We start from the raw sequence: 24,260 nt of genomic DNA on the forward strand, positions 1-24,260 counted from the left end.
GGGAGGAAGAGCGCTGAATCAAGGCCCCGACTCAATTCAACGATGAATTACGGGTCGTGCTCTTGATTAATACTCAGACAGGTATCCCGTCATGACACATGATCAAAATTCCCTACCCGCCGCCCCTTGTCACTGCACATCGGCAGAACCGACCCCTGATCAAACTACGCCGCCAGCCCTACCGCTTGGCTGCATGCCAACGGTGCAGCGCAAAAGACCCAGCAAAAAACCTGGAGGTCGCCTGCCTGACAGGCCCGATTTTGGAGGCTGCCCTCCAGGCTTTCACAGGCCCCCTGCAACCCGGCTGCCATTCGCTGAACTGTACCCCTTTATTCCAAACCTCACTCCCATCCCTGGCACCGACGGCGCCCTTAACAACGCCGCGCTGACGGTCAGCGCCCTCGGCGTCATCTACATCCTCGAAGCCTGGTTTCAACAGGCTGAGAATGACTTTGTCTGGGTTGAACTCAATGGTTTGGAGGTCAAAAGCTACACCGTCTCCGAGACCGACGCCGCCATTGGTAAGGATATTACGCTGAACATTGAGTCCGTCCGGTTTATCGACCAGGCCTTCAACAAACTGCAAGGCTTCGTCAGGCGCTTGAACGGCACCATAGAGGAGACCACCCTTTTGGACATCTGGGTGGACACCAAAGCGCCCGGAGGTCTAGACCCACAGACCAGTACCCCCACCATCAATGAAAACCTGGCGCGGCCCCGCTTCGAAGATCCAACCATCGAAGCCTTTGGCATCATCACCCAGGCGGCCGCTCAACTCGGCATCAAGGTGATCATTGATGATTACCCTGTGAACCCGCTGGTGGATCAGGTCTACCACCGCAAAGAAGCTGATGTGATCTTCATCAGTATTGGCGGGGTGATCGTCACCCACACAGTCACCAGTTTTGAGGCCTCCGGCGACGCGCCCATCATTATCACCATCAACTACGGCACCTGGCTGCAGGTGACGCCTGGGGTAAACATCCTTGAATGGTTTGTAAGGGATAAGGCCGGCAATCAGTCCCACGGTTTTTCGATGCCAAGGCTTATACAAAGCAACGTGGGCGGGGGCGTCGGCCCGTTGCTGCCTGAGGGACTTGTGCCTGAGTCCGAATACGATGCAGATTTAGACGAAGACTTCATTGACACCGATACACAATCGAGCGACCTGAGCTTTGAAGTACCGATCAGAAATTATGCTTGGGCTGCGAATGACAAAGTACTTGTCACCTATCTCGGGCTGACCTCGACAGGTGAGCCTCTCAAACATACCGAAACGGCCAACGTACCTCAGCCCAACGCGCTACGCATTTACGTTCCCCTGCCATTGACGTTTGCCAAAAAACTTGCGGGGGGCCGCTTGTTGATTACGTACGAACGCGTGCGGGTAGGTGCGGCGAATACACCCTCCAATGCCGTGATTTACAGCATGCGAGGCGTACCTGCTGACAACAGCCGACCAGCCCCTATAGTCAAAGGGGTGCAGGGCGGAGTCTTGCCGGTAGATACCGATCCAGTGGAAATTACCGTGCGCTTCTTCGAACAAGACCCCGGTGACAAAGTCGACCTGATCATCGAAGGCAAAGCCCTGGACGGCACCCCTGTGTATGCGAAATACACAGAGATCGCAGGCACTGGAGACATCGACTTCTATCTGGACTACTTCAGCGTATTCTCCGCCCTGGAGGGCTCCTCCTTCACGGCGTATTACGTGGTCAATAACGACACCGCTCGCCCCTCTAAATCGGTGACCGTCCAGGTGGGTGACATTCAAGTGACGCTGCCACCTCCTACATCAGCAGAAGCACCACCGCCTGACCATGTTTTTAACGAACTCGTCAGCAAAGGCAACCTGAAGGCACTCGTCCATCCACATTCGAGCATCGCCCTGAACGATGAAGTCAGACTTGTTGCCAATGGCAGCAAACCAAGTGGCAGTATCACCACCTCGTGGCTGAAGGTAACGTCCACCTGGTTCGGCGCTGATCTGCCCTTCACGATTCCACGCGCTATCGTGCTGGCGAACAAAGAAGGCACCATGACACTGCACTGGGAAGTCAGGACACTGCCTACAGACACACCGCTCAAATCTCTGCCGCTGGTCGTCAACGTAGGTGCGATGCTGCAAATCACTGAATGCCCAAGCCTGCTCGAAAGCACCTATGTGTCACCTTGCGTCACGCAACTTAATCCGCAGAACGTCTGGACGCCTTCGCCTCGTATTGTCACATTCAGGGCCAAATATCTGATGCTGCCCACAGACCTGGTGAAACTGGTGGTGCAGAACAAGCTAGGTCCGGGGATGCCCGATATCCCGTCTAGACCCGGCGTTCCGGATGCAGGCCATGACTACATCACGTTTTCCTGGAACAGTAATTTTGTCGCAACTTATCTGGGTGAGTCCTTCACCGTGCATTTTGAAGTGCAGCGCAACGGAAACATTATTGAGTCTCCCAAGCTGACCGTTAACGTGGATGCGCTGTCGGAACAAGCACGTGATTTGGTGAGCGTACCTGAAGCGTCGGGAGGAGTGATCGATACCAGTCTGGCTAACCACGTCGAAATAAAAGCCTGGCCTTTCTTTGCCAAAGATCAGTCCGTTTTTATCGACTTAAAAGGCCCGCCAGACCATCCTCAACGTACCGGGAAGGTCGTGAGTGCAGCCGAGTTTACGGCTAAACACACGTCGGATTTGATTGACAGAGATTATTGGAGCGGCTTTGACAATGGTGCAAACATGACCGTTCATGCTCGCGTTTCATTGGACGGTTTTAATAATAAAGATACGGCAATTGCTTTGAAACCCATGCCTTATGTCATTCAACGCAAGGCACAGATAATCAAAACAATTCTTGTGGGAGATAATCCAAGTCAGATAGTTATCACCCCGGATGGGAAAAAGCTGTTTGTAATGAACCATGGCTCAATAAGCGTTATTGACACCCTACAGCAGAAAGTCGTTCATACAATAGTGACCTCAAGCCTTCAAGGCATTGCAATCAGCAATGACGGCACAAGGTTGTTTGGGGCCAACGCCGGCGCTTTAGGGCAGGGCGTCTACAACTACATATTCAGCACCGATACCTATGGCATCTTGGGCTGGAACTACAACGATTACTGGGCTCTATCCGCAGCATCAAACAAGAATGACTCGAAAGTCTATTACGGCGATTATTCCGCAAGCCACTTTGGCATTGCCATATTCAACTCCCCTGGCAACACATTCTCAAAACGTATCATACTTAGCAGGCCACTTTATCCTTACTCAATTAAACCCGACCCCGATGGCGCAATCGCTTTAATTGTTAATCGCAATTCAACCTATCCATACATGCAACGGATTGACCTACGCACAGATACCCTAATAGGTAACACGCCTGGTTTTTCAGGCCCCGTCAATGACGTGGCATTTGAGGCAGAGGGCACTCGGGCAGTGTGCGCGACAACTAACCAAGTCAGCATGATGGATTACCACACCAACATAGTGGTCGGTTCGTTACCCGGTTTTACAAGTGTTCAGAGAGTAGCGTGCCATCCTCACCTGAAACGCGCCTATGTCAGCGATAACACGGTTAAAGTGTTGGATACCAGTGGCACCACCCCGGTACTCGTAGACACACTGTCTTTTCCGAGTCCCGCTTTCGCACTACTTGTTTCACCTGACGGGCAATACCTCTACGTTACGAGCCCCAACGCAGATCTGATAACAATCGTTAAACTGTAAACTTCAAGCGCCGATAAAAAAACGCCCCGTACTGTCCAGTACGGGGCGTTTTAAACCAACACCGTGCAATCGCTTAGCAATCGCCTGACCTCAAAACTCCCAACGCACCCCCACATTAACCCCCAGCGGCTGCTTGATATTCTGCCCAACGCTGCGCTCCAGATCCGCATGCAGCTTCAGGTTCTGCGACACCGACATCGCCACGCCCGCACCCAGCTTCAAGCGTGAACCTGACAGGTCGTTATTGAACGAGTTGTCATTGACGAACACCTTGTTGCTCTGGTCGAACTCATGGGCCACGGCGGCCTTGAGGTACGGCTGCAACACGCTGCCACTTTCCAGTTGGAAGTTGCGGCCAGCAGTTACACCCACTTCACCGATCACCGTGCTCGAACGGTCGCCCTTGGCCTGCAGGCCGTTGTCCAGGGTGTAGCTCTGAGCCTGGGTGATGACTGCGGCCAGTTGGCCGTAGGGTTCAACGAAATAGCCATCGTCCAACTTGATGTGACGGCCCACTTCCGCCGAAGCGCCCACGGCGTTTTGCGTGTAGTTGCCCTTGGCTTTCTTACCGTCACTCATCGCCACGTCAGAATCGCTGTGCAAGCGGTTGAGTTTGAGCACTCCATCGAAGTAAAAACCGCTTTCAGCATCCAGCCAGGTGGCGTAACCGCCGACGTAGTAGCTTTTGATCTCAGCCTTGCTGCCACGGTTGAGATCCAGGTCCGAAGTACTGTGGCCGGCCATCGCACCGATCAACCACTGGCCATCACCGGCTTGCAACGGCGCATCGGCACCGATGGTGAAACCGCGCTGGGACTGGTTGTAACCCAGGCCGGTCTTGTCGTTGGACACTTCGTACTTGTTGCCGTAGGCACGGCTCCACAACCCAGCGGATTTGCCATCGTTGAAGCGCAACTCGCCCATGCGGGTACGCAGGGTGGTCATTTCACCCAGCAACACGCTCGGTGCCGCGTTGAACAGCGCCAGTACCGAATTGGTGCTCGGGCTGATCACTTTGTTGTTCGGGTCCAGGTACCAATCGTGGTCACGGTTATCACTGACCAGGCCGTACGAATAGGTACCCACGTCAACACGATCACCGACCAGACTGAACGTGGCACCGCCGTCGGCCGTGTGCACCACATGCAAACGGTCATCGGACAACGGGTCGGCACCGGTGCTGGAGATCAGCAACTGGTGGGCGCCGGACGAAGTCCCTGTCACGTTGAGGAAGTCGCCCGTCAAGGTGGAGAAATCCGCCTTCATGATAAAGGTGCCGCCCGTGCCATTGAGGTTGGTCACGTCCAGTTGGTAGAACGCGCCCGAGTCGCCGAACTTGACGTTGCCGCCATTCATCGACAGCTCCTTGAGTTCATCCTGGCCATCGACCAGCACCCAGGTGGCGTCGCTGTTGACCGACAGCTTGTCGACGTTTTCCAGGCGGCCGGTGAGGATCGCGCCGTTGTTCAGGCCCACATTGGCGGTGCCGCCACTGTTGATGATGTCGCCTTTCATGGAGGCAAAATCCAGGTTCAGGTCCAGGGCACTGCCGCTGCCAACCTGAATGTTGCCGGTCAGGTTGCTGTTGTTGACCAGTACGTCAGCGGAGCCGCCGTTGAGCAACTCCAGCATATTGCCGTTACCACCTTCCAGTGTGGTGCCATTGGTGAGGGTGATCGGCGTAACGCCCGTCCCCGGCCCATCCACCACAATGGCCGCACCGGTTTGACCCACGACGCGGGTGCCGTCAAGGTGAAAGCGGGTGGGTGCGGTTTCTCCGCCACTGCGATAGACGTAAAGACCATTGGTGCCGCCGGTAATACTGCCGCCTTGCGCGGCCAGGTTACCGTCAATGGCCAACACACCGAACTCTCCACCGACGACATCGGTGTTCATCATCTGCAGCGTGCTTTCCCGCCCCAGGTTGACGCCATAGGTGGCCCCTTCAATCAAGCTGTTGGACACCACCGCGTGACTGCCCACCCCATCCTGCTCGCCCACGACCATCCCAATGCCGCTGGCACTGGAAATGTGAGCGTCGCGAATGGCTGCCTGGCTGCCGAACAACCGAACGCCGTCTTCGGAGCCCGCAACCACTTGGCCACCATTCATCTCAAAGATCGAATTCTGCGACAGCACGCTGAGAATCGAACCACCGTTGGAGGTCAGCTTGGCACCATCTTTCAGGGTGTAGCGATCAAACGGGCTCTCGGCATCAATGACGAGTTGCTGACCTGAGCCCAGGTCTACGGCAGACACGTGAGTTGCCGCCAGTGAAAAAGGCGCGAGCGCCAGGATTTTGATTGCGGTAGACAAGCGCGAGCGCTTGAAGAGTACTTGGGTATTCATAGGGTAGAACCTCTAGTCGGATGACTGAACAAGCCAATCGATTACAGGACTCATCGACTCAGGCTTTCAGAGGCGCCAAGGTTACGTACCCGAAGGGGAACTTCATGTAGGCCGAATCAACGACCCTGTAGGACTTTCCTTAATGGTGGGTGGGCGAAATTTTGAGGTGAACCCTCAAGCCAGCATCGATAACCCTTGGGGCTTGCCCCCAAGGGTTAATGGACGTCACTCAATGCATTTAAAACAGCGTTTTAGCCGCAAACGCCTCCGCCCAGCAGATACCGACTGACGTACAAGAGGCTAGGCTCGGACTCTCCCGGAGCACCACTCGGCCTGAGTACTTTGTAATAAGCCTCGACACGCCCCTGTGTGACGGGGGAAATGTAAGTGGCGAAGGGCACCGTGAATATTTCGCCAGGGTGTCCTGAAAAGTGATCCAACGTGACGGTCACCGGAGGGAACTCATGTTCGAGCACCACGACTGACGAGTAGAAGTCATCAGGCCCATAGATCACCCATACCAGGGTCACTTGATCGCCAGCTTTCAATTTGCCCGGGCTGATGATTTTGGTTTTGATGCCTGACGTAATGCCATTATCACAGTTAATGAAGAACGGATCTTCGTCAGCCCCAGTCCCCTGCGCATCTGGATATTGCAGCAGTTCCAAATCAACAAGCGGGGACGGTTTCACATCGACTGGGGTTGGCAGGGAGTCGATGAAATTGTTGTTGGTTCCATTATTGAGGCTGTATAAAACATCGTGTACCCCATCCCCCCCCAGGGCAATGACTGACGCAGGGACCGGGATACTGAATTGTGGAGCCGTCTCATCCGCCACAGTAACGGTGTAGGGGGGGGTCAACGCCGGTATGCCTTTCCAGTAAATCTGGATTCGGTCACCTGCCACAGCACCGGTATACACCGCAAAAGTGGCCGTGGCATTACCTGTATCGCCCGGGCCGATCTCGTTGGTCAAGCCGCCAGCCGAGGTGATTGTAAGCCGCCCAAGATTAGGGTTGACCGGACCAGGGCCACCCGGATCTGGTGTCAGGCCCGGAGCAGTCAGATCCACGGGAACGCTGATCGAGCTGGAAGTCGGGGAGGCAGTACCGTTTGCAATAATCGCGTAAAAGACCATGGCAGTATAAGGGGCATCCTCACCTCCAGACGCCAAATCGGCCCACGGTATTGGAATGTCTTTAGGAAACGTTAAGTTGTTAACCGTTGCATAGATCATTCGCCCGTTAAAATTGACAACGATTTGTTGGCCAATTTCAACGTTGTCGTAGCCCGTGATTCGAACATAGGCGCGATTCAACTGAGCATCCTCCCGATCCAGCGGCGCTTCGGGCACGACAGGCGGTTGCAGGTTTGCAGGACTGGGTTCACGTGTAAGCGTTATCTCCGTCAAATACGGGGGGAAGGTCGTTTCATTACCGGCGCGGTCGTAGTAGATATACGCCAGTTGGTAGACGCCTGATTCCATGGCCAATATGTCCGCCTTGTCCAAGGTAACGCTCACCGGTGAATTATTGACGGGCAAATCGGTGACTGTGGCAATCGGCGTCGGATCCGTGTAATGCCAGAAAATACTGAGTCGGTCCCCTACCTGAGGATCAAACCGAGGGCTGCAGGTGACGGTCAAAAGGTTAGTCGAAACGTCGAGCAACTCCACCGTCACTTTGCCATTGACCACCCAAGCCGGAAGCGTTGCTCTGGCCGGCCGGATCCTGGCGTGCGTGTCGTATCGGTCAACCGTAACGACCGCCGCCCTAAGCGAACTATCAGACGTCGTACCATGAAACACTTCGTAGGTCAGGTTTTTGAGACCATGATCACCCAATTGCGCTTGATTGAACGTGTAAGGACGAGGCCATACCAGCTCGGGGGCATTCAGGTTGGGGCCAAGGTCCTCACGGGGCCCCACGAGCGAATTATTGATCCTGATTTCCAGACCGTACCTCGCAAACGGGCCGCCTCCCCCTGGAGACCATCTGGGGATCTCAATCCTCAAACCCACGAGATAAAGCGTCTCGATACTCATCAAACCAGGCTGGCCACCGGGCACATCTGGCAGCGCATTCAACACGTCTATGGCAGCAAGTGAGCCTGCCCGTGGGGCTCTTCGCGTGGATCGAGGCTCTGTCAAAACCGAGCGAACAGCCGTCTTGGCTTTTTTCTTGGCTTTCTTGCCAGCTTTGGGCTCTTTGGGGCTGTTGGTGTTCTTTAAACTTGCCATCTTGGTTGACTCCGGAAGTTTAGATAACTCGTCCGTCTCGCTCACGGACATAAGGCCATCTGTATTAGGCACTTCCAACATCATTCGCACACCTGTCAACATTGACAGTTTTGCGATTTAACCAATCAAGCGTCGTCGTCGTTGTATTGCCGTGCAAACAGGCACATCGCCAAAAACAATAAGAACGTGCGCGATTACTTTGATTAGCGCTAATGCTGCATTGGCCGAACCTGATTTAAAACAACAAAGGGGCCTAAGCCCCTCTGTCGTTCAACCTGTTTTCTACTGGGTTTTTGCTTTGCCGGGTTTCGACGGCTTACCTGCAGGAGGCGCGAGGCATGTCGTTCCACCGGGCCGAATAAGATCAATCCGTGCGAAATTGGCAGCTGACTTGCCGGTTGGGCCCGACATTTTGTAGAGACGGTAGTAAAACAACCCGGAACCATTGGTTGGAATCAGCCCAGGCACTGTGATCAACGGGTCGAAGGGTTCTATGTAGACCTCTGCCACTCCAGCAGTCCTGTGGGCATCCGTCAGCTCCACTTCAAACCAGACCTGAGACCCCGCAATAGGCGCCCCCCCACCATTGGTCGTGCGGTGACTGCTCCAGAACAACCTGACCTTATCGCCGACTTCAAAGTGAGTCGTGCTCCAGGGAATCCCCAGGATGACCGCCTCATAGGGCTGAGGGACGGTATCGCAGGTAATCCATTTACTCGGGTGATTATTCTGCAGGGTGGCCGCAAGCAGCCCCGTTAACGTGTCTAACTCAACCCGCACTTGAGTGGCAGGGCTACGTTGATAATTGACGCCGTTATAGGTCCAGTAATAAACCTCTACCAGCCCACCCCCCGCGACGATCAAGGCCCACTGCACATACAGCTGCACGGTTTGCCCGGCGACATCTCCGGGATCGACCACTTTTATATCGGCAAATGTGGCGTCATTGCCCCAGAACAGACGCAGGTTTTCCCCCACCTGCGGATTGAAGAACAAAGGCACCTCAACCAAGACAGGGCCGGGTGAGTCTGCGGGAGTGACCACGTTATCCTCGGTGACCCCTTTGACCGTTACAGGCGGCAACGCGGGGTTGATCGGATCGGGGCTGACCGGGGGATCACCTGCCACCGTAGCATCGACTTCAATAAAGGTGTCCGGTGAGTTCTTGGTGAGCGAACCCCGCGCAAACGCGTACCAGACCCTTACCGGGTATCGAGCGTCAAACCCGCCAACCAGGAATATCAGCCACGTGACGTCCACGGAAATGGGCCAGATCTGCGTCGCACCTACGGTAATCGTCGCCAGAATATGGGTGTTCCAGCGCAGAGTCAGGGTATCGCCCTCCTCCGCCCCTATCACCCTCTGCAGGGAGACACTCACGCCTTGGCGGATATCATCCAGGTCAATCAGGCCATCGGTTTCTGCCCGAGGCACCAAAGGCCGGAGCAAATCGGGCAAGGAAACCAGGTTGATATCGAGTTTGACCTGAGCGGAAAAAGGTCCGATGTTGCCGACACGATCCATCAACCGATAGGACGCCCACCTTTCACCACCACCACTGGTGCGAACAACTGCCTCGGGAATCAGGTACAGCAGTGGGTCACCGTCTTCAATGTGACGCCGTTCAACCGTAAAACTGCCGACATAGTCGATATTGGGGATGGTCCCAAAGAACACCATGACCACGTCTTCGGTGCGCATGACCAGATAACGTGGAACTTCACAGGGGATACCTGCATCGGCGGTGAGCTCGGCGTCACTCACGCCGTCAAGCGTGTCGGGGCCGAATATCAGCTCGGCACCCGGGTTATCCTGGTTGGGGGCAAGATCGTCGACATCAATCAGCGTTCGCTCCGACTCGCCCGTCGGCAACAATACCCCACTGATCTCGTAATACATCTGGCTGACACCGGGCGTATCCAGCAACCATGCCGGCAGCGCTTTGGTGTACGGGAACAGGAGAGTGGGATCATAGGGGCCGAGGATCTCCTCGGTCCACACGTGGTCGCCCTTCCAGAAGTATCGAATGTTGGTGCGCACGTTCGTGGCTGCGTTATTGGGCATCCACACGCTTGGAATGGTGATTTTGAAAGGCTGGCCCCGAATTGACAGGGGGATTTTGTGTGCGGCTTCGTCCCATAACAGTGGAAGGCTGTCTTCCGGTAGTGGGCCCACCACCCCGGGCGATGGTGCGGCAGGCTCAGCAGGAGAGCTCTTTTTTCTTTTGTTGGGACGGGCCTTTTTGGCGACGGTTTTTTTCTGTTGGCGCACCTTCGAGTCAGTCATCTCATTCTCCCAACGCAACCCATGATGTGGCGACCATGGGCTACTGCGCTGGTGCGAACCCGCCGCCTACGGTCAGGAGAACAGTTAAAACGTAAATCGACAGGTTGAATACTGTCAGAACTCACAGGTGCCTACGGTGCAACGCTTGCTTGCGTTGTACCCACGCGTGCTTAAAGCGGCGGCAAACACCAATCAATCGGCGTCTCACCATTCTGCTCAAGAAACTTGTTGGTACGGCTGAAATGCCCGCACCCCAAAAACCCGCGATATGCCGACAACGGCGACGGATGCACCGAGGTCAGCACCAGATGCTTGGTCGCATCGATCAGCTTCTGCTTGCCCTGGGCATGGGCGCCCCACAGCAAAAACACCAAGTGCGGCTGGTGCTCACTGACCACTTCGATAATCCGATCAGTAAAGAACTGCCAGCCCTTGCCCGCATGCGCATTGGCGTTGGCGCGCTCCACGGTCATGGTGGTGTTGAGCAGCAGCACGCCCTGATCCGCCCAGCTTTGCAGGCAGCCGTGATTGGGGATGTCGATGTTCAGGTCGCGCTTGAGCTCTTTGTAGATATTGAGCAGCGACGGCGGCGTCGGAATGCCCGGTTGCACCGAGAAGCACAGGCCGTGGGCCTGGCCGGGGCCGTGGTACGGGTCCTGGCCGAGGATCACCACCTTGACCTTGTCCAGCGGCGTGGAATTGAGCGCATTGAAAATCAGCGGGCCGGGCGGGTAGATCTCTTTGCCGGCGGCATGTTCCTGGCGCAGGAACTCGCGTAACTGGGCCATGTACGGCTGCTCGAACTCATCCCGCAGGGCGTGTTTCCAGCTGGGTTCGAGTTTGATACGGTCGTCTTCGGTCATGGTTGAAAGGTCTTGTAAAAAAGAATGTGGCGAACCCTAGGAAAGCCGACCCCGCTTGTCAATTGATCTGACACACAACCGGCACTTTCCTACCAAAGGATCATACTGATCCTTCACTTCCCCGAATGAGGTCATGATGAACCTGCACTTCGAAGAGCTGACCGGCAGCGACGGTGCCCGCATTGGTATCGCCAGCCTCGACGCAGAAAAATCCCTCAACGCACTCTCCTTGCCGATGATCCTGGCCCTGGGCGAGCGCCTGGACGCCTGGGCCAAGGACCCGAACATCGTCTGTGTATTGCTGCGCGGCAACGGCCCCAAAGCGTTTTGCGCCGGTGGCGAAGTGCGCAGCCTGGCCATGGAATGCCTTGAGCAACCCGGCGTCGTGCCGGCGTTGGCGGCCAAGTTCTTTGCCGCGGAATATCGTCTCGACTACCGCCTGCACACCTACCCCAAACCGCTGATCTGCTGGGGCCACGGCTACGTATTGGGCGGCGGCATGGGCCTGCTGCAAAGCGCTGCGGTGCGTATCGTCACGCCGAGCAGCCGGTTGGCCATGCCCGAGATCAGCATCGGCTTGTATCCCGATGTGGGCGCCAGTTGGTTCCTGTCGCGCCTGCCGGGCAAGCTCGGTCTATTTCTTGGTCTTACCGGCGCGCACATCAACGGGCGTGATGCGCTGGACCTGGGCCTGGCCGACCGTTTTCTGCGTGATGATCAACAAGACGAACTGCTCGATGGCCTGCTGCAACTGAACTGGCAGGAGCAGACCGCGATGCAGCTCAACAGCCTGTTTAAAGCGCTGGCCCAAGAAGCCGTCGACCAGCAACCCGAAGCGCAATGGCTGCCACGCCGCGCGCAGATTGACGAATGGCTCGACGTAAGCGATGTGCGGTGTGCGTGGCGCGCCTTGAGCCAACTTCGCGAACACGCGGACCCGCTGTTCAGCCGTGCCGGCAAAACCTTGAGCGAAGGCTGCCCGCTGACGGCTCACCTGGTGTGGGAACAGATCCAGCGGGCTCGCCACCTGTCCCTGGCCCAGGTGTTCCAGATGGAATACACCCTGAGCCTCAATTGCTGCCGTCACCCGGAATTCAGCGAAGGCGTGCGGGCGCGGTTGATCGACAAAGACCATTCGCCTCGCTGGCATTGGCCCGACATCAACACCGTCCCCGAAGCGGTGGTACACGCGCACTTTAATAAAGCCTGGGAAGGTAGGAATCCTCTGGCAGACCTTTCCGATTATTGACAGCTCAAGGTTTGGGCCGGTCGAGCATGAAGGAGCAGTTGTCCGGCTGGCTGTCCTGGCAGATATAAATGTCCTGATCGAATGGACCGCTAACAAGATTCCAATACAAGGTGCTGGTCAGCGACATGCTCTCGACTGCCACCGGCCCACCATAACGCAAGGCCACTACCTGCCCCGTACCGGTGCGGTAGAGGCACTTTTCAAGGTAGCCATTGTTTCGCTCTTGCCCCTTGCCCGGGGTAAACACAGCGCCAATGAATACGTCGACAAAGTCCCGGGACTCCACCTTCGCGCTTTGCCAAAACGCCTTCCCTCCTGCGGTCTGGAAGTAACCCTGTACGAAACGGATCGATGAAGGATAGGGACAGCCCTGCTCTGCCTTCGCGTGAGTGATCACGCCGCCCAGCAATAAGAAACTACATACCACGTGTTTAAACATATTAAGTTCCATAAACCCACCAGGCACTCGGGAAAAATCAACGGTTTCCCACCCAGTGAAATGCATTAGAACCTCGAAGCCTAGCTGTTAAATCTGACAGTACGGATAAACGGCACCCACAAAAAAGCGGCGCATCGTGCGCCGCTTGCAGTACTGGCCCTTCAACGGTGACCGCCGCGGCCACCTCCGTGATCGGAACCGCGTCCGTGCCCACCATTTCCCCCATGATCCCCCCAGCCCTGGTTTGGATAAGGTCGATAACCGGCGCGGGGGCCAGCTGGATAGTAGCGAGGGGCCGGTTGGTAATAACGCGGCGCCGAGTAGTAACGCGGTTGAGGCGCGTAATAGCGCGGTGCAGGGTAGTAATCACGACGGTATTGATACGCCGTGCCACCGCCGTAGTAGTACACCGGCGCCGGTGAGGTGTAGACCTCGGATCGATAGCCTCCATCGTAGTAGGGCACACAGGCCGAAAGAGTCAGACCGAGTAAAGCACTGAGCAGCAGTCGTCGATACATGGCGGCCTCCTGGACCGCGAAAGAGCGCCTCCAGCGACGCTGGGGGGCGGCATTCATCTTTCAATGAATGACGAAATATCTGACATCAAAAACCGAATCTGGTGCGTTTCAGTAACAACTTGATACATCTGCGTAGGGCGCCGGATACAGCTTGGCCGAGCCTGTATCAAGCAGGCTTAACGGCTCCTTTGATTTATCGATTCAGTAAATTTACCTGGCTCGAAACTTTGCCGATTGCGATGATGTCATTGTGATATCGCATAATGCCAGGGAGGCTCTAGTGCGAGCCCTTCGCCCTTATCGCCGGATTCGACCCATGAAAATTTCCACCAAGCTGCTACTTTCGTTTCTTATGTGTGCGCTGGTCACCCTCGGGGTCGGCCTGCTGGGGATCCAAGGCGTCGTCCGACTTGCCAACGCCCTCGAATTGACGTTCTCCAATAACCTGGTTTCCGTCAGCAATACGGCGGCCACCCTCAATGGCCTGGTTGCCCACAACCGCGGCTTGTACCGCTTGATGGATGCCAGCAAAGGCGACGTCTCGGCACAGGACCGCGACCGTGTACGCCAGGACATCAGCAACGAACTCAAACGCAGCCAGGCCGCTTACGCCACCTACCGCGCCACGCCGCTGGAAGATGACGAACGGGCGGCCGGTGATAAGCTCGACCAGATTTGGCCGACTTACATCAGCAACTCCGAGCGCATCATCGCGATGCTCGATAGTGACCACATCGAACAGGCCCGCAGCCAACTCAACACCACCAACAACGAGCTGTTCCGCCAGGCACGTGAACTGATCCGCGTGATGATCGAGTCCAACAACCGCCAGATCAAGGAAGGTGCCGTCGCGGCCGATGAATTGCGTGCCAGCGCACTGGCCTGGATGATCAGCGGCATCGTGCTGGCCTTCATCATTGCGATCACTATTGGCGTGCTGATCACCCGCCTGATCACCCGCCCCATCGCCCAAGCGGTGGAAAGCGCCCAACGCATTGCCAACGGCGACCTCACCCAGGCCATCGTCACCCAGCGCACCGACGAAGCCGGGCAACTGCTGATGGCGCTGTCGGACATGCAAGGCGGCTTGAAAAGTACCCTGGTGGAAATCGCCAACGCGTCTGACCAACTGGCATCGGCCGCCGAAGAGCTGAGCGCGGTCACCGATGAGAGCAGTCGTGGCCTGACCCGCCAGAACGACGAAATCCAACAGGCCGCCACCGCCGTCAACCAGATGACCGCCGCGGTGGACGAAGTGGCGAGTAACGCCGTGTCCACCTCCGAAGCCTCGCGCCAGGCCACCGCCGAAGCCGAGGATGGCCGCCAGCAAGTGGAACAAGCCGTGTCCGGCATGAGTTCGATGGTGGGCGAAATCAACGACTCTACGCAGTCGGTGGCGGACCTCGCCGGCCAAGTGCGCGAAATCGGCAAGGTAATTGATGTAATCCGGGGCATCGCCGACCAGACCAATCTGCTGGCCCTCAACGCCGCCATCGAAGCGGCGCGTGCCGGTGAACAAGGTCGCGGGTTTGCGGTGGTGGCCGATGAGGTTCGGGCGCTGGCCCATCGTACCCAGACCTCCACGGTCGATATCGAAAAGATGATCGGCGCAGTACAGGTCGGTGCCGATGACGCGGTGGCCGCCATGAACAAAAGCCTCACCTGGGCCAACAACACTCAAGGTCTGGCGCAGAACGCCGGTGAAGCATTGCAGCGGATCACCGCCAGTGTGGCGAAGATCAACGAGCGCAACCTAGTGATCGCCTCAGCCTCGGAAGAACAGGCCCAGGTCGCCCGGGAAGTCGACCGCAACCTGCTCAACATCCAGGACCTGTCCACCCAGACTGCCGCCGGAGCACACCAGACCAACGCGTCCAGCCAGGACCTGTCGCGCCTGGCCACTTCGTTCAATGTATTGGTCAGCAAGTTCCAGCTGTAAGTAGCCTGCGCCAGGGCTGCGCTGTATCGTGCAAGGCACACCGGGACTCACCGGGACCTTGCACCTTTCAGCCTGAACTGACCATGACTACGCCAACCCTCTGCCCCGCCTGCGGTGCGCGCAACGACTGCGCCCTGGCCGACCCGCGCACTGCCGACCAAGCCTGCTGGTGCTACAGCGTCAGCATCAACCCGGCGGTACTCGAAGCGCTGCCGGATGAACTGCGCAACAAGGCTTGCCTGTGTCCGCGTTGCGCCCAGGTGGATGAACAACTGCGTGGCCGCCATGCGGATTGATCGGTTTCTCAGCAATCTGCCTCGTTTCAATCGCAAGCAGGTACGCCTGTTGCTGGTTGAGCGACAGGTGACAGTGGACGGGGTGACGGTCGACGACCCTCACCATGATGTACGTGAATTCAGCCGGGTCTGTGTAGGCGGTGAAGTGTTGCAGGTGGGCAAGCCGGCGCGCTATTTCATGTTGCATAAGCCTAAGGGCTGCGTGAGTGCCACGTCAGACCCGCAGCACCCGACCGTTATCGACCTGTTGGACGAACCGGATAAAGACGAGCTGCATATCGCCGGCCGCCTGGATTTCAACACCACCGGTCTGATGATCATCACCAATGACGGCCAATGGTCGCGGCGTCTGACCCAACCGCAGACCAAATTACCCAAGGTTTATTGGGTGGAGACCGAGCAGGACATTGGCCCGGAGTACGCGTCGGCCTTCCAGGCGGGCCTGTACTTTGCCTTTGAAGACCTCACCACCCAGCCCGCCGAGCTGCAAGTGCTTCGCCCGACGACAGCGCGACTGAGCATTATCGAAGGCCGTTACCACCAGGTGAAACGCATGTTCGGGCACTTCAATAACAAGGTCATCGGCCTGCATCGCGAGCGCATGGGGCCGCTGGTGTTGGACACAGCCCTCGCGCCCGGTGAGTACCGGGCACTGACTGACGAAGAAATCCGACAGGTCTGACGACCGTTCAGCCGGTGATGGCAAAAAACCGCTGGGTCGCCTTGCGAGGCAGCACCTCTGCTGCTTGAATCAAAACGCCAGCCAAATTATGACTGGCGAGTCGCCTATAACCTCCAAGAAACACTTTGCCCCCGCCCGCGCTTGATCTACGGGCCTTCCAGGCAAAACTGCCCGCCATAACAACACCCGTCGGCCAGCCGTCATCGGATCGACATGGGCTCTCACTTTTCCAGGCGTATGCCTACCTGTCACAAAGCTCGTGCAGAGTTATCTGCGCGCCCTACCCGCTTGCCAGGAGTCTTACGACATGAGGCCAGAAATCGCTGTGTTGGATATACAGGGTCAGTATCGGGTTTACACGGAGTTCTATCGCGCGGATGCAGCGGCCAAGACCATCATCATGGTCAATGGCTCCATGGCCACCACGGCATCCTTCGCCCAAACCGTGAAAAACCTGCACCCGCAGTTCAACGTGGTTTTGTACGACCAGCCCTACGCTGGCCGGTCCAAAATCCATAACCGCCATGAGCATATGCTGACGAAAGAAGTCGAAGGCCAGATCCTCCTGGAGCTTATCGACCACTTCGCCGCCGAACACGTGCTGTCCTTCTCCTGGGGCGGCGCCTCCACCTTGGTCGCCCTCGCCCAGCGTCCACGTCGCGTGGAAAAAGCCGTGATCAGCTCGTTCTCACCGGTGATCAACGCCCCCATGCGCGACTACCTGGAGCGTGGCGTCGACTACCTCAGCAACCTCGACCGCGACCGCGTCGGCCACCTGGTCAACAGCACCATCGGCAAACACCTGCCGTCGCTGTTCAAGCGCTTCAACTACAAGCACGTGAGCAGCCTGGCCGAGCATGAATATGGGCAGATGCACTTCCATATCAGCCAAGTGCTCAACAGCGACCGGCTGTGCTACATCAAGGCGGCCAAGCAAATCGACATTCCGGTGTTGTTTGTGAACGGTGAATGGGATGAATACACCAGCGCCGAGGATGCCAAGCTGTTTGGCCAGCATGTGGCCAACAGCCGCTTCAGCACCGTGCAGGCCACCGGGCATTTTCTGGATATGGAACACAAGGCAGCGTGCCGGGATACTCGGGAGGCGGTCGTCGGGTTTCTGAAACCAGAGCGGCAGGTCAGCCGATTGCGCTATCACCAAGGCCAGACACAGCATGCATTTGCAATTTGAAATGAAGGGTTACAGGCGGTGAGCAAGCTCCCTCGCCACCTGTAACCCACACATTTTTGAAGAAAAACTTCAAATCCTGGCGAACATCTGGTACAAAGTCAGCCGCTCTGAGCGGGTATAGTTTAATGGTAGAACAGTAGCTTCCCAAGCTTCCGACGAGGGTTCGATTCCCTCTACCCGCTCCACTCAATTTCTGTTCTCCCGTCGAGTAAGCGCTTGACGAGAGACGCAAAAAAAACCGGTCCTTGGTGACCGGTTTTTTTATGCCTCGAATTGGGTGATTCGACAGGGCGACAACTGTGCGCGGACGAGCAGGCCGGGTAGCTTTCGGGATACCGGCACACTCGAAGCGTCCGACACACAGTTGCCATTGAGCATCGCCAATCGCGGGCGGTGCCTGACAAACCATAAGTAGCGCGCTTTCGGTGCACAACCCGAAGCGTTCCGATGGTTGTGTAGGCAATTTCGCAAGACTAAAAGTGCGAGGCGAAATACATCTACAGGGAAATCAAAAAAGAAAAGCCGATGCATAACCGGCTCTGATGTGCATGAAGCACCGACACTTCACGATTATCTCCGCTCCAACGCTGCCAAGACGTGGCACGGGTCATTGTATAGAGCCCGCAATAATGCTCTTGCTGGCCCCTCTGGCTCGCGCCGTCCTTGTTCCCAGTTCTGAAGTGTCCCTACAGGCACATCAATCGCTTTCGCAAAGCGCGTCTGAGAAAGCCCCGTGGCCTGTCGAATCTCTTTTACCTTCAAAGCATCAACAAAAAACTCGCGGGAAGGAGGACACTCACCTCTTACGATCTCATCCATCTGGGTCATGCTTTCGACCAGACGATTGAACAGTTTTTTATCCATCACTCCCACCTTCTGTTTATCTCGCTCAAAACCCTTCTTTCCGTCAACGAGAGATCATCCTTGATGCCCTTTCTGTAGATAAGGATCAATCTAATTTGATACGCCCTACAGAGGTGATAGTAAATCACCCTGACACCACCACTTTTCCCCCGCTCCGGCACAGCCCAACGGATTTTTCTCAGGCCATTGGTCCCCTGAATGACATCCCCGGCTGCGGGATTCTCGGCCAGAAACGCTTGGAATTCCCCATAACTTTCCTCGCTCAACAGTGTTGCCAAATCCTCGGTAAATGCGGGTGACTCAATAAATATCATGCTCACGGCTATACGTCACTGGCGCATAAACAGCTTAATCTTGCCACCTATTGTCAAGCAACGCCCACTCGTCACTCGCAGATCGACATATCAAAGATGCGCCACAATTTGTGAAGTACAAACTCTACAACCACAGAACGAGTGAACTGACGTAGGACGCAACTGAGTTTCCCATCTGAAAAAACCATTAGTCTTTTACCGCGATATCCCGTTGCGCGCCCCACGCCAACGGCAACGTCACCATCAACACCCCCGCCAACACCATCACCGCCACCGGCACCCCCAGCCCATCTCCCACCCCGCCAAACACCACCGGCGCCAGCGCCCCGCCGCCAATTGTGCCGGTGTAGAACAACGCAAAGGCCTGTTCTCGTTTTCCGGCACCGGCCAAGTCCGGCACGGCGCCGTAGAGCACTGAGGATGTGCCGTTAAGCACCAGTCCGAGTACCGGCAACATCACCATCAAACCAGCCAATGGTAGGTCCACCGCTGCCACGATCAGCAAGGCCGTGCTGGTTTCTGTCAGCCACACGGTCTTCATCATGCCGATGCGTGCACCGAGGTAGCCGCAGAGCAATTTTCCGAAGGCGCCGCCGATAAACAGCAAAGTCAGCGCCAGGCCGATACCGGCGGTGCCGGCGCCTTTGGCTTGCAAGAGGAACGGCAGGAAGGTGAGAAAGCCCATGCGCACGGCGCTGTCGAGGGTGCCGGTCAGGATCAGCGCACGCAGGCCGCTGGCAGAGCCGCTTCCACTCTGGGGCCTGGTTTTTTTAGACGCCATGGACGCTGGCGACTGGCGGGGAATCAACCACCACAACAGTCCCGCCGCCGCCAGGCCGAGCAGCCCCAGGAGTGTGGCACTGGCGCGCCAACTGATCACCGTGAGTAGCAGGCCGACCAACCCCGGGATCAGGGTTTTGCCGATGTCGCCGGAAAAATTATAGTGAGACAGCGCCTGCTTGACCCCGCCACCGTCTTCGTACGCGTCGGTGATCATCGATGACGCCAGCGGATGTTGAGTACTGGCCCCAAGCCCCCCCAACAACAATGCCAGCAGTAACAAGGTCAGCCCGCTTGCTTGCCCGACCAGCAAATAGGCGGCGCCCGCCAGTGCAGTGCCACCCACCAGCATTGGCGTGCGTCCCCAGCGCTTGGCGGCACGGCTGGCCAGCAGTTGGAACACCGCCATCATCCCGGAATAGGCACCGCGCAAAAGTCCGATCTGAGCGTAGGACAGTGCGAACTGCGCCTGCCAGATCGGCAGCAGCACGTAGATGACATCGGTCAGACCATCATGCACAGCGTGGGCGCCGCAGCCTGCAATCAGCGAGCGACGGCGGGTGGAGGTTTCGATGACGGTGTCGGTCATGGTGCAGGAACCGAGGGCAAGACGGGCACGATGCAGGCGCGGTTTCATGAAACCTCTCGTTTTATTTTGTGCGGTCTTTATAGAATGGTCGGCAGGTCTTGGACCAATACCGAATTCGCACCGATCAATACCCTGGAGCCAGGATGCTCGACCTACGCAAGCTGCGGTATTTTCTGACAGTCGCCGAAGAGTTGCACTTTGGCCGCGCAGCCATTCGCCTGCACCTGGCACAACCGCCATTGACCCGGCAGATTTCGGCGCTGGAAGCCGAACTGGGGTTCAAACTCTTCGACCGCACCAGCCGCTCAGTCACGCTGACGGCTCAAGGCCGCTCGTTTTTGCCTTATGCGCGAGTTGTGCTGGAACAAGTGGAGTTGGCACAGGTGATCGCCGGCAAGCTGGCGGCGGGCACCGCAGGGCAATTGGCGTTGGGCTACGTCAGCTCGATTGCCCTGTCGGACCTGTTCAGCCAGGTGATCCAGGGGTTCGCCCAGCGCTTTCCCGATGTGCAACTCACCCTGGTGGAATGCGCTTCCGGCAGCCTGGGTGCGCAGGTGGCGGATGGGCGCCTCGATATCGGTCTTAGCCGTTTGATACCTCAGGGAAAGGAGATGCAAGTCCTGTCACTGGGCGAAGAACGCCTGGTGGCCGCAGTCTCCAGCGATAGTCCTTTGGCAACCCAGGCGCAGGTCAGCCTGGCGCAACTCAGTGCTTATCCGTTGATCCTGTTCCCGCCGGATTACGGCTCGGGGTTGAATCAATCTATCGAGCAGCTTTACCGACACCACGGACAACCCTTGCGACCTGGGCCGACCGGGCGCCAGATTACTTCGATCATCGCCTTGGTAGCCGCTGGGCAAGGTGTGGCGCTGGTACCGGAATGTACCCGGAGCCTGATGAACAAGGGCGTGACATACAGACCGCTGGTGGAGGTGGATGCGTGTGCAAAGTTATTGGTGCTGACTCGCAGTGATACACGACATAGCCTGCTAGTGGATGCCTTCATGTCGGTGATTAGGCAAACGCCGATTGCAAACACTAAGCTTGAGCTTGAATAGTAAAGTTTTCAGTTGATGACGCAGAGCCCCAACATGATCCTGTTCAACCGCAGCCGTACAAGACAGCCAGCCTACAACGTCTCAGGCCTTGTCCTGATCGTGCCATTGATGATTTCGCTGACGAATCTGGGCGGCACAGGCGTGGTACTGGCCATTGCATCATCAGCCTGGGGTGTCTGGGTCGCCGCCCGCCACGGCAACAGGAGGTTAACGGTGATGGCGGTTGTCGCCACGCTTCTGAATCTGGTATCGACGGTGATGCTATCGACCCCCTCAATACTGATGGCCCTCGGCTACATCGCATGGTTCTACGCTTATCCAGCGTTATCCGAATGGCTTTACTGGCGCGGTTGAATTCAACCGCAAGAAACGTAGTTTCCCACCCGGCACGGCGCTTTAGACTTCAATCACAAACACCCGGGAGCCCACTTATGCCCTACGAATACAAACTCATGCCCTCCCCCGTCGGCCAACTCACGTTGGTGGCGCGCAACGGCAAGCTCAATGCGATCCTGTGGGAAGTCGAACGCGCCAACCGCGTCCGCCTGGGTGAGCTGCATGAAGCCAATGATAGCCCCGTGCTGTTGGAAACCGAACGCCAGTTGCAGGAATACTTTGCCGGCACCCGCAACCATTTCGAGCTGGAGCTGGATTTCACCGGCACCGATTTCCAGAAGCAAGTCTGGCAGGCGTTGCTGACCATTCCCTTCGGCGAAACCCGCAGCTACAGCCAGATTGCCCAGCAGATCGGCAACCCCAAAGCCGTGCGCGCGGTGGGTGCGGCCAACGGGCGTAATCCCATCTCCATCATTGCACCGTGCCACCGAGTCATTGGGGCATCAGGCGGCCTGACAGGATTCGCCGGTGGATTGCAGGCCAAGCAGTATCTGCTCGCGCTGGAAGGCACAGGCCAGGCTGAACTGGCGTTCTAAGACGCTTGCCAATCGAGCTGAATGTAAAAAGAAATTTCAAAGAATTCCTGCGGTCCATTATTTCATCACCCCTTTCCAAGGAAAACGGTCATGAAATTCTCCGCAGTCTCGCAATCCCTGTCCCGTTGGGCTGGCAGCCCGCGCACGTTCTTTACGGCGGTGGCGTTGATCCTGGCGTGGAGCCTGAGCGGGCCGTATTTCCACTACAACGACACCTGGCAATTGATCATCAACACCTCGACCACCATCATCACCTTCCTGATGGTGTTCTTGATCCAGAACACGCAGAACCGTGACAGCGACATCCTGCATATCAAGATCGACGAATTGCTGCGCGTCACCAAGGACGCGCAAAACGCCGTGCTCAGCCTGGATGGACTGGACCTCAAGGCATTGGAAAAGCTGCGCAAGGAATACCGCAGCATCGGTGACCCCGACACCATGCAGCTCAACGGTGACAATGATGCGGCGTCGAACAAGACCGATTTGAACCAGGCATAAAAAAACAGCGGTTGGATGTACTCCAACCGCCGCTCTTTCATATCAAGGCGCCCAATCAACCGTCGCCTTGATGACCTTTCCCATAGGTCGATGCCAGGGCGCGGGCCTTCTGCAAACGCTCTTCCAATTTGGGTAGCGTTTCGTCCACCAGTGCTTTTATTTCCGGCACATCCGACGCTGCGCCTTCCTGCTTGAACAGGGCGATAGCGTCTTCGTTTTCCTTGACCTGTTGCGCAGTGTAGGCGGCGTCAAAGGAGTCGCCGTCCTTGAGCTCTGGCATCAAGGTTTCAGCCTTGTCGACGATCTTCTCGCGCGGCGCCACCGGCAGGTCGAGCTTCTTGGCAATGGCCGCCAGATGTTGGTTGGCCAGGGTGCGCTCGTTGATCACCTCAATGGTGTAGTCCTTGATCTCTTGGGACGAGGTTTTGGCGTGGGCCATGCGACTGGTTTCGATATCGGCCATCCCTTTGGCCGAAGCCTGCTCGATAAATTCAGCAGGCGACTGGGCGAAAGCATTGCTGGCGCCGAGGCCCAGCAGCATCGCGAAACTGGCGGTGCGTAACCGGATAGCCATGCGGCTCATGATGGGTTCCTCCAGGGCAAAAATAAACGCGGGAGAACACACCCCCGCCCTGCTTTCGAATTTTCAGGGCGGTAAAGGTTTAGAAAAAACTCGCCGGTACGACGAACGGTCATCTTTCCATCAGGCCGGTTTGCTGCCAAACAGACCCGGCAACGCGTGCGCCAGGGCATTGATGGCGAAGCCGATAAACATCACGCCACAGAGTTTGGTGATGAGGATTTCATGGCGCTGGTACACCGTGCGCACGCGCTGAGCACCGACCACACCGATCAGAATCGCGTAGGCCAGCAGGCCGCCGATGAAACTCAAGATGATCAGCCACGGCAGCATCGACCACGTCAGCAACTCGGCACGGCTGGACAGCAACGCGGTAAAGGTGGCGACGGCCACCGGGTAAGCCTTGGGGTTGGTGAGCCCGAACACGATGCCGTGCCAGAACGGATGCCGCGCCGCGCCCTGGGGTGCATCGCTGCTGCGACGCTGGGTGCGGATCGCGCGCCAGCCGAGCCAGAACAGATACAGGCCGCTGAGCACGCCCAACACGTCAAAGGCGCTGCTGCCGACTTCCCGCGCGCCGACGATGGCAATCAACGCCGTACTGCACCACACCACATCACCCAGCAAATGCCCGCACAGGAAACCCGCCCCGGCGCGACGACCACGGGCGGCGCCGATGCCGAACACGGCCAGCACGCCAGGACCGGGCGTAATACCGTAGATAAAGCCTGAGGCGAGGACGGCTAGCAATAAGGAAGGGGTCATCGGCGCGACTCTGATAGGCGGTTAAGAGGTGGATGGATTTTGCATGTTCTGTGAGTGAACGCAACGCCAGCAACACCACAAATTAAATGTGGGAGGGGCG

The 24,260-nt window shown here is 57.0% G+C and carries 20 protein-coding genes and 1 tRNA gene; 11 read left to right on the forward strand and 10 right to left on the reverse strand.

What is annotated here, in order from left to right:
* Positions 1-91 precede the first annotated feature (91 nt).
* Positions 92-3,724 (forward strand): YncE family protein, encoded by a 3,633-nt coding sequence (locus DYL61_RS01165; protein ID WP_193559417.1) that lies wholly within the window; start codon positions 92-94, stop codon positions 3,722-3,724.
* Between the two features lie 90 nt (positions 3,725-3,814).
* Here DYL61_RS01165 and DYL61_RS01170 read toward each other — a convergent pair whose 3' ends face one another.
* The 4 genes from DYL61_RS01170 to ung all read right to left on the reverse strand — a co-directional run bounded on the left by DYL61_RS01170 (position 3,815) and on the right by ung (position 11,462).
* Positions 3,815-6,073, reverse strand: coding sequence for an autotransporter outer membrane beta-barrel domain-containing protein (locus DYL61_RS01170; RefSeq protein WP_135306852.1), 2,259 nt, complete (start codon positions 6,071-6,073; stop codon positions 3,815-3,817).
* Between the two features lie 251 nt (positions 6,074-6,324).
* Positions 6,325-8,397 (reverse strand): hypothetical protein, encoded by a 2,073-nt coding sequence (locus tag DYL61_RS01175; RefSeq protein WP_167497925.1) that lies wholly within the window; start codon positions 8,395-8,397, stop codon positions 6,325-6,327.
* 198 nt (positions 8,398-8,595) lie between these two features.
* Positions 8,596-10,599 (reverse strand): hypothetical protein, encoded by a 2,004-nt coding sequence (locus DYL61_RS01180; protein WP_135306854.1) that lies wholly within the window; start codon positions 10,597-10,599, stop codon positions 8,596-8,598.
* 170 nt (positions 10,600-10,769) lie between these two features.
* Complete coding sequence (ung, locus tag DYL61_RS01185; RefSeq protein WP_135306855.1) at positions 10,770-11,462, reverse strand: uracil-DNA glycosylase; 693 nt, start codon at positions 11,460-11,462, stop codon at positions 10,770-10,772.
* Between the two features lie 136 nt (positions 11,463-11,598).
* Here ung and DYL61_RS01190 point away from each other — a divergent pair, with 136 nt between their 5' ends.
* A complete protein-coding gene (locus DYL61_RS01190; RefSeq protein WP_135306856.1) occupies positions 11,599-12,711 on the forward strand; it encodes an enoyl-CoA hydratase/isomerase family protein in 1,113 nt (370 codons plus the stop codon).
* 4 nt (positions 12,712-12,715) lie between these two features.
* On the opposite strand, the gene DYL61_RS01195 is transcribed toward DYL61_RS01190, so the two are convergent.
* Together DYL61_RS01195 and DYL61_RS01200 are read right to left on the reverse strand one after the other, a co-directional pair.
* Positions 12,716-13,150, reverse strand: coding sequence for a DUF3757 domain-containing protein (locus DYL61_RS01195; protein ID WP_135306857.1), 435 nt, complete (start codon positions 13,148-13,150; stop codon positions 12,716-12,718).
* Between the two features lie 161 nt (positions 13,151-13,311).
* Positions 13,312-13,668 (reverse strand): hypothetical protein, encoded by a 357-nt coding sequence (locus DYL61_RS01200; protein WP_135306858.1) that lies wholly within the window; start codon positions 13,666-13,668, stop codon positions 13,312-13,314.
* 316 nt (positions 13,669-13,984) lie between these two features.
* Between DYL61_RS01200 and DYL61_RS01205 the strand changes: the two genes are divergently transcribed.
* The 5 genes from DYL61_RS01205 (at position 13,985) to DYL61_RS01225 (ending at position 17,962) form a co-directional block, all read left to right on the forward strand.
* Entirely contained in the window at positions 13,985-15,607 is a 1,623-nt protein-coding gene (locus DYL61_RS01205) for a methyl-accepting chemotaxis protein (protein WP_135306859.1), read from the forward strand.
* A gap of 83 nt (positions 15,608-15,690) precedes the next feature.
* Positions 15,691-15,903, forward strand: coding sequence for a cysteine-rich CWC family protein (locus DYL61_RS01210; protein ID WP_135306860.1), 213 nt, complete (start codon positions 15,691-15,693; stop codon positions 15,901-15,903).
* Entirely contained in the window at positions 15,893-16,585 is a 693-nt protein-coding gene (locus tag DYL61_RS01215) for a pseudouridine synthase (RefSeq protein ID WP_135306910.1), read from the forward strand. The genes DYL61_RS01210 and DYL61_RS01215 overlap by 11 nt, the downstream gene beginning before the upstream one ends.
* Positions 16,586-16,892: 307 nt before the next feature.
* Positions 16,893-17,777 (forward strand): alpha/beta fold hydrolase, encoded by an 885-nt coding sequence (locus DYL61_RS01220; protein ID WP_135306861.1) that lies wholly within the window; start codon positions 16,893-16,895, stop codon positions 17,775-17,777.
* 111 nt (positions 17,778-17,888) lie between these two features.
* A tRNA-Gly gene (locus tag DYL61_RS01225) sits at positions 17,889-17,962 on the forward strand.
* A 385-nt stretch (positions 17,963-18,347) separates the two neighbouring features.
* Here the strand turns inward: DYL61_RS01225 and DYL61_RS01230 are convergent.
* Together DYL61_RS01230 and DYL61_RS01240 are read right to left on the reverse strand one after the other, a co-directional pair.
* Positions 18,348-18,641, reverse strand: coding sequence for a helix-turn-helix domain-containing protein (locus DYL61_RS01230; RefSeq protein ID WP_135306862.1), 294 nt, complete (start codon positions 18,639-18,641; stop codon positions 18,348-18,350).
* A gap of 501 nt (positions 18,642-19,142) precedes the next feature.
* Positions 19,143-20,324, reverse strand: coding sequence for an MFS transporter (locus DYL61_RS01240; RefSeq protein WP_135306912.1), 1,182 nt, complete (start codon positions 20,322-20,324; stop codon positions 19,143-19,145).
* Positions 20,325-20,467: 143 nt separating this feature from the next.
* Between DYL61_RS01240 and DYL61_RS01245 the strand changes: the two genes are divergently transcribed.
* The 4 genes from DYL61_RS01245 to DYL61_RS01260 all read left to right on the forward strand — a co-directional run bounded on the left by DYL61_RS01245 (position 20,468) and on the right by DYL61_RS01260 (position 22,815).
* Positions 20,468-21,382, forward strand: coding sequence for a LysR family transcriptional regulator (locus DYL61_RS01245; RefSeq protein WP_135306863.1), 915 nt, complete (start codon positions 20,468-20,470; stop codon positions 21,380-21,382).
* Between the two features lie 33 nt (positions 21,383-21,415).
* Positions 21,416-21,736: a hypothetical protein gene (locus DYL61_RS01250; protein WP_135306864.1), complete on the forward strand. Its 321-nt coding sequence runs from the start codon at positions 21,416-21,418 to the stop codon at positions 21,734-21,736.
* 77 nt (positions 21,737-21,813) lie between these two features.
* Positions 21,814-22,314: a methylated-DNA--[protein]-cysteine S-methyltransferase gene (locus DYL61_RS01255; RefSeq protein ID WP_135306865.1), complete on the forward strand. Its 501-nt coding sequence runs from the start codon at positions 21,814-21,816 to the stop codon at positions 22,312-22,314.
* 90 nt (positions 22,315-22,404) lie between these two features.
* A complete protein-coding gene (locus tag DYL61_RS01260) occupies positions 22,405-22,815 on the forward strand; it encodes a low affinity iron permease family protein (RefSeq protein WP_135306866.1) in 411 nt (136 codons plus the stop codon).
* 55 nt (positions 22,816-22,870) lie between these two features.
* On the opposite strand, the gene DYL61_RS01265 is transcribed toward DYL61_RS01260, so the two are convergent.
* Together DYL61_RS01265 and DYL61_RS01270 are read right to left on the reverse strand one after the other, a co-directional pair.
* Entirely contained in the window at positions 22,871-23,398 is a 528-nt protein-coding gene (locus DYL61_RS01265) for a DUF4142 domain-containing protein (protein ID WP_016975135.1), read from the reverse strand.
* A gap of 120 nt (positions 23,399-23,518) precedes the next feature.
* Positions 23,519-24,160, reverse strand: coding sequence for a LysE family translocator (locus DYL61_RS01270; RefSeq protein ID WP_135306867.1), 642 nt, complete (start codon positions 24,158-24,160; stop codon positions 23,519-23,521).
* Positions 24,161-24,260 lie beyond the last annotated feature (100 nt).

The organism is Pseudomonas nabeulensis (genome assembly GCF_004682045.1).
GTDB classification, from domain to species: Bacteria; Pseudomonadota; Gammaproteobacteria; order Pseudomonadales; family Pseudomonadaceae; genus Aquipseudomonas; species Aquipseudomonas nabeulensis.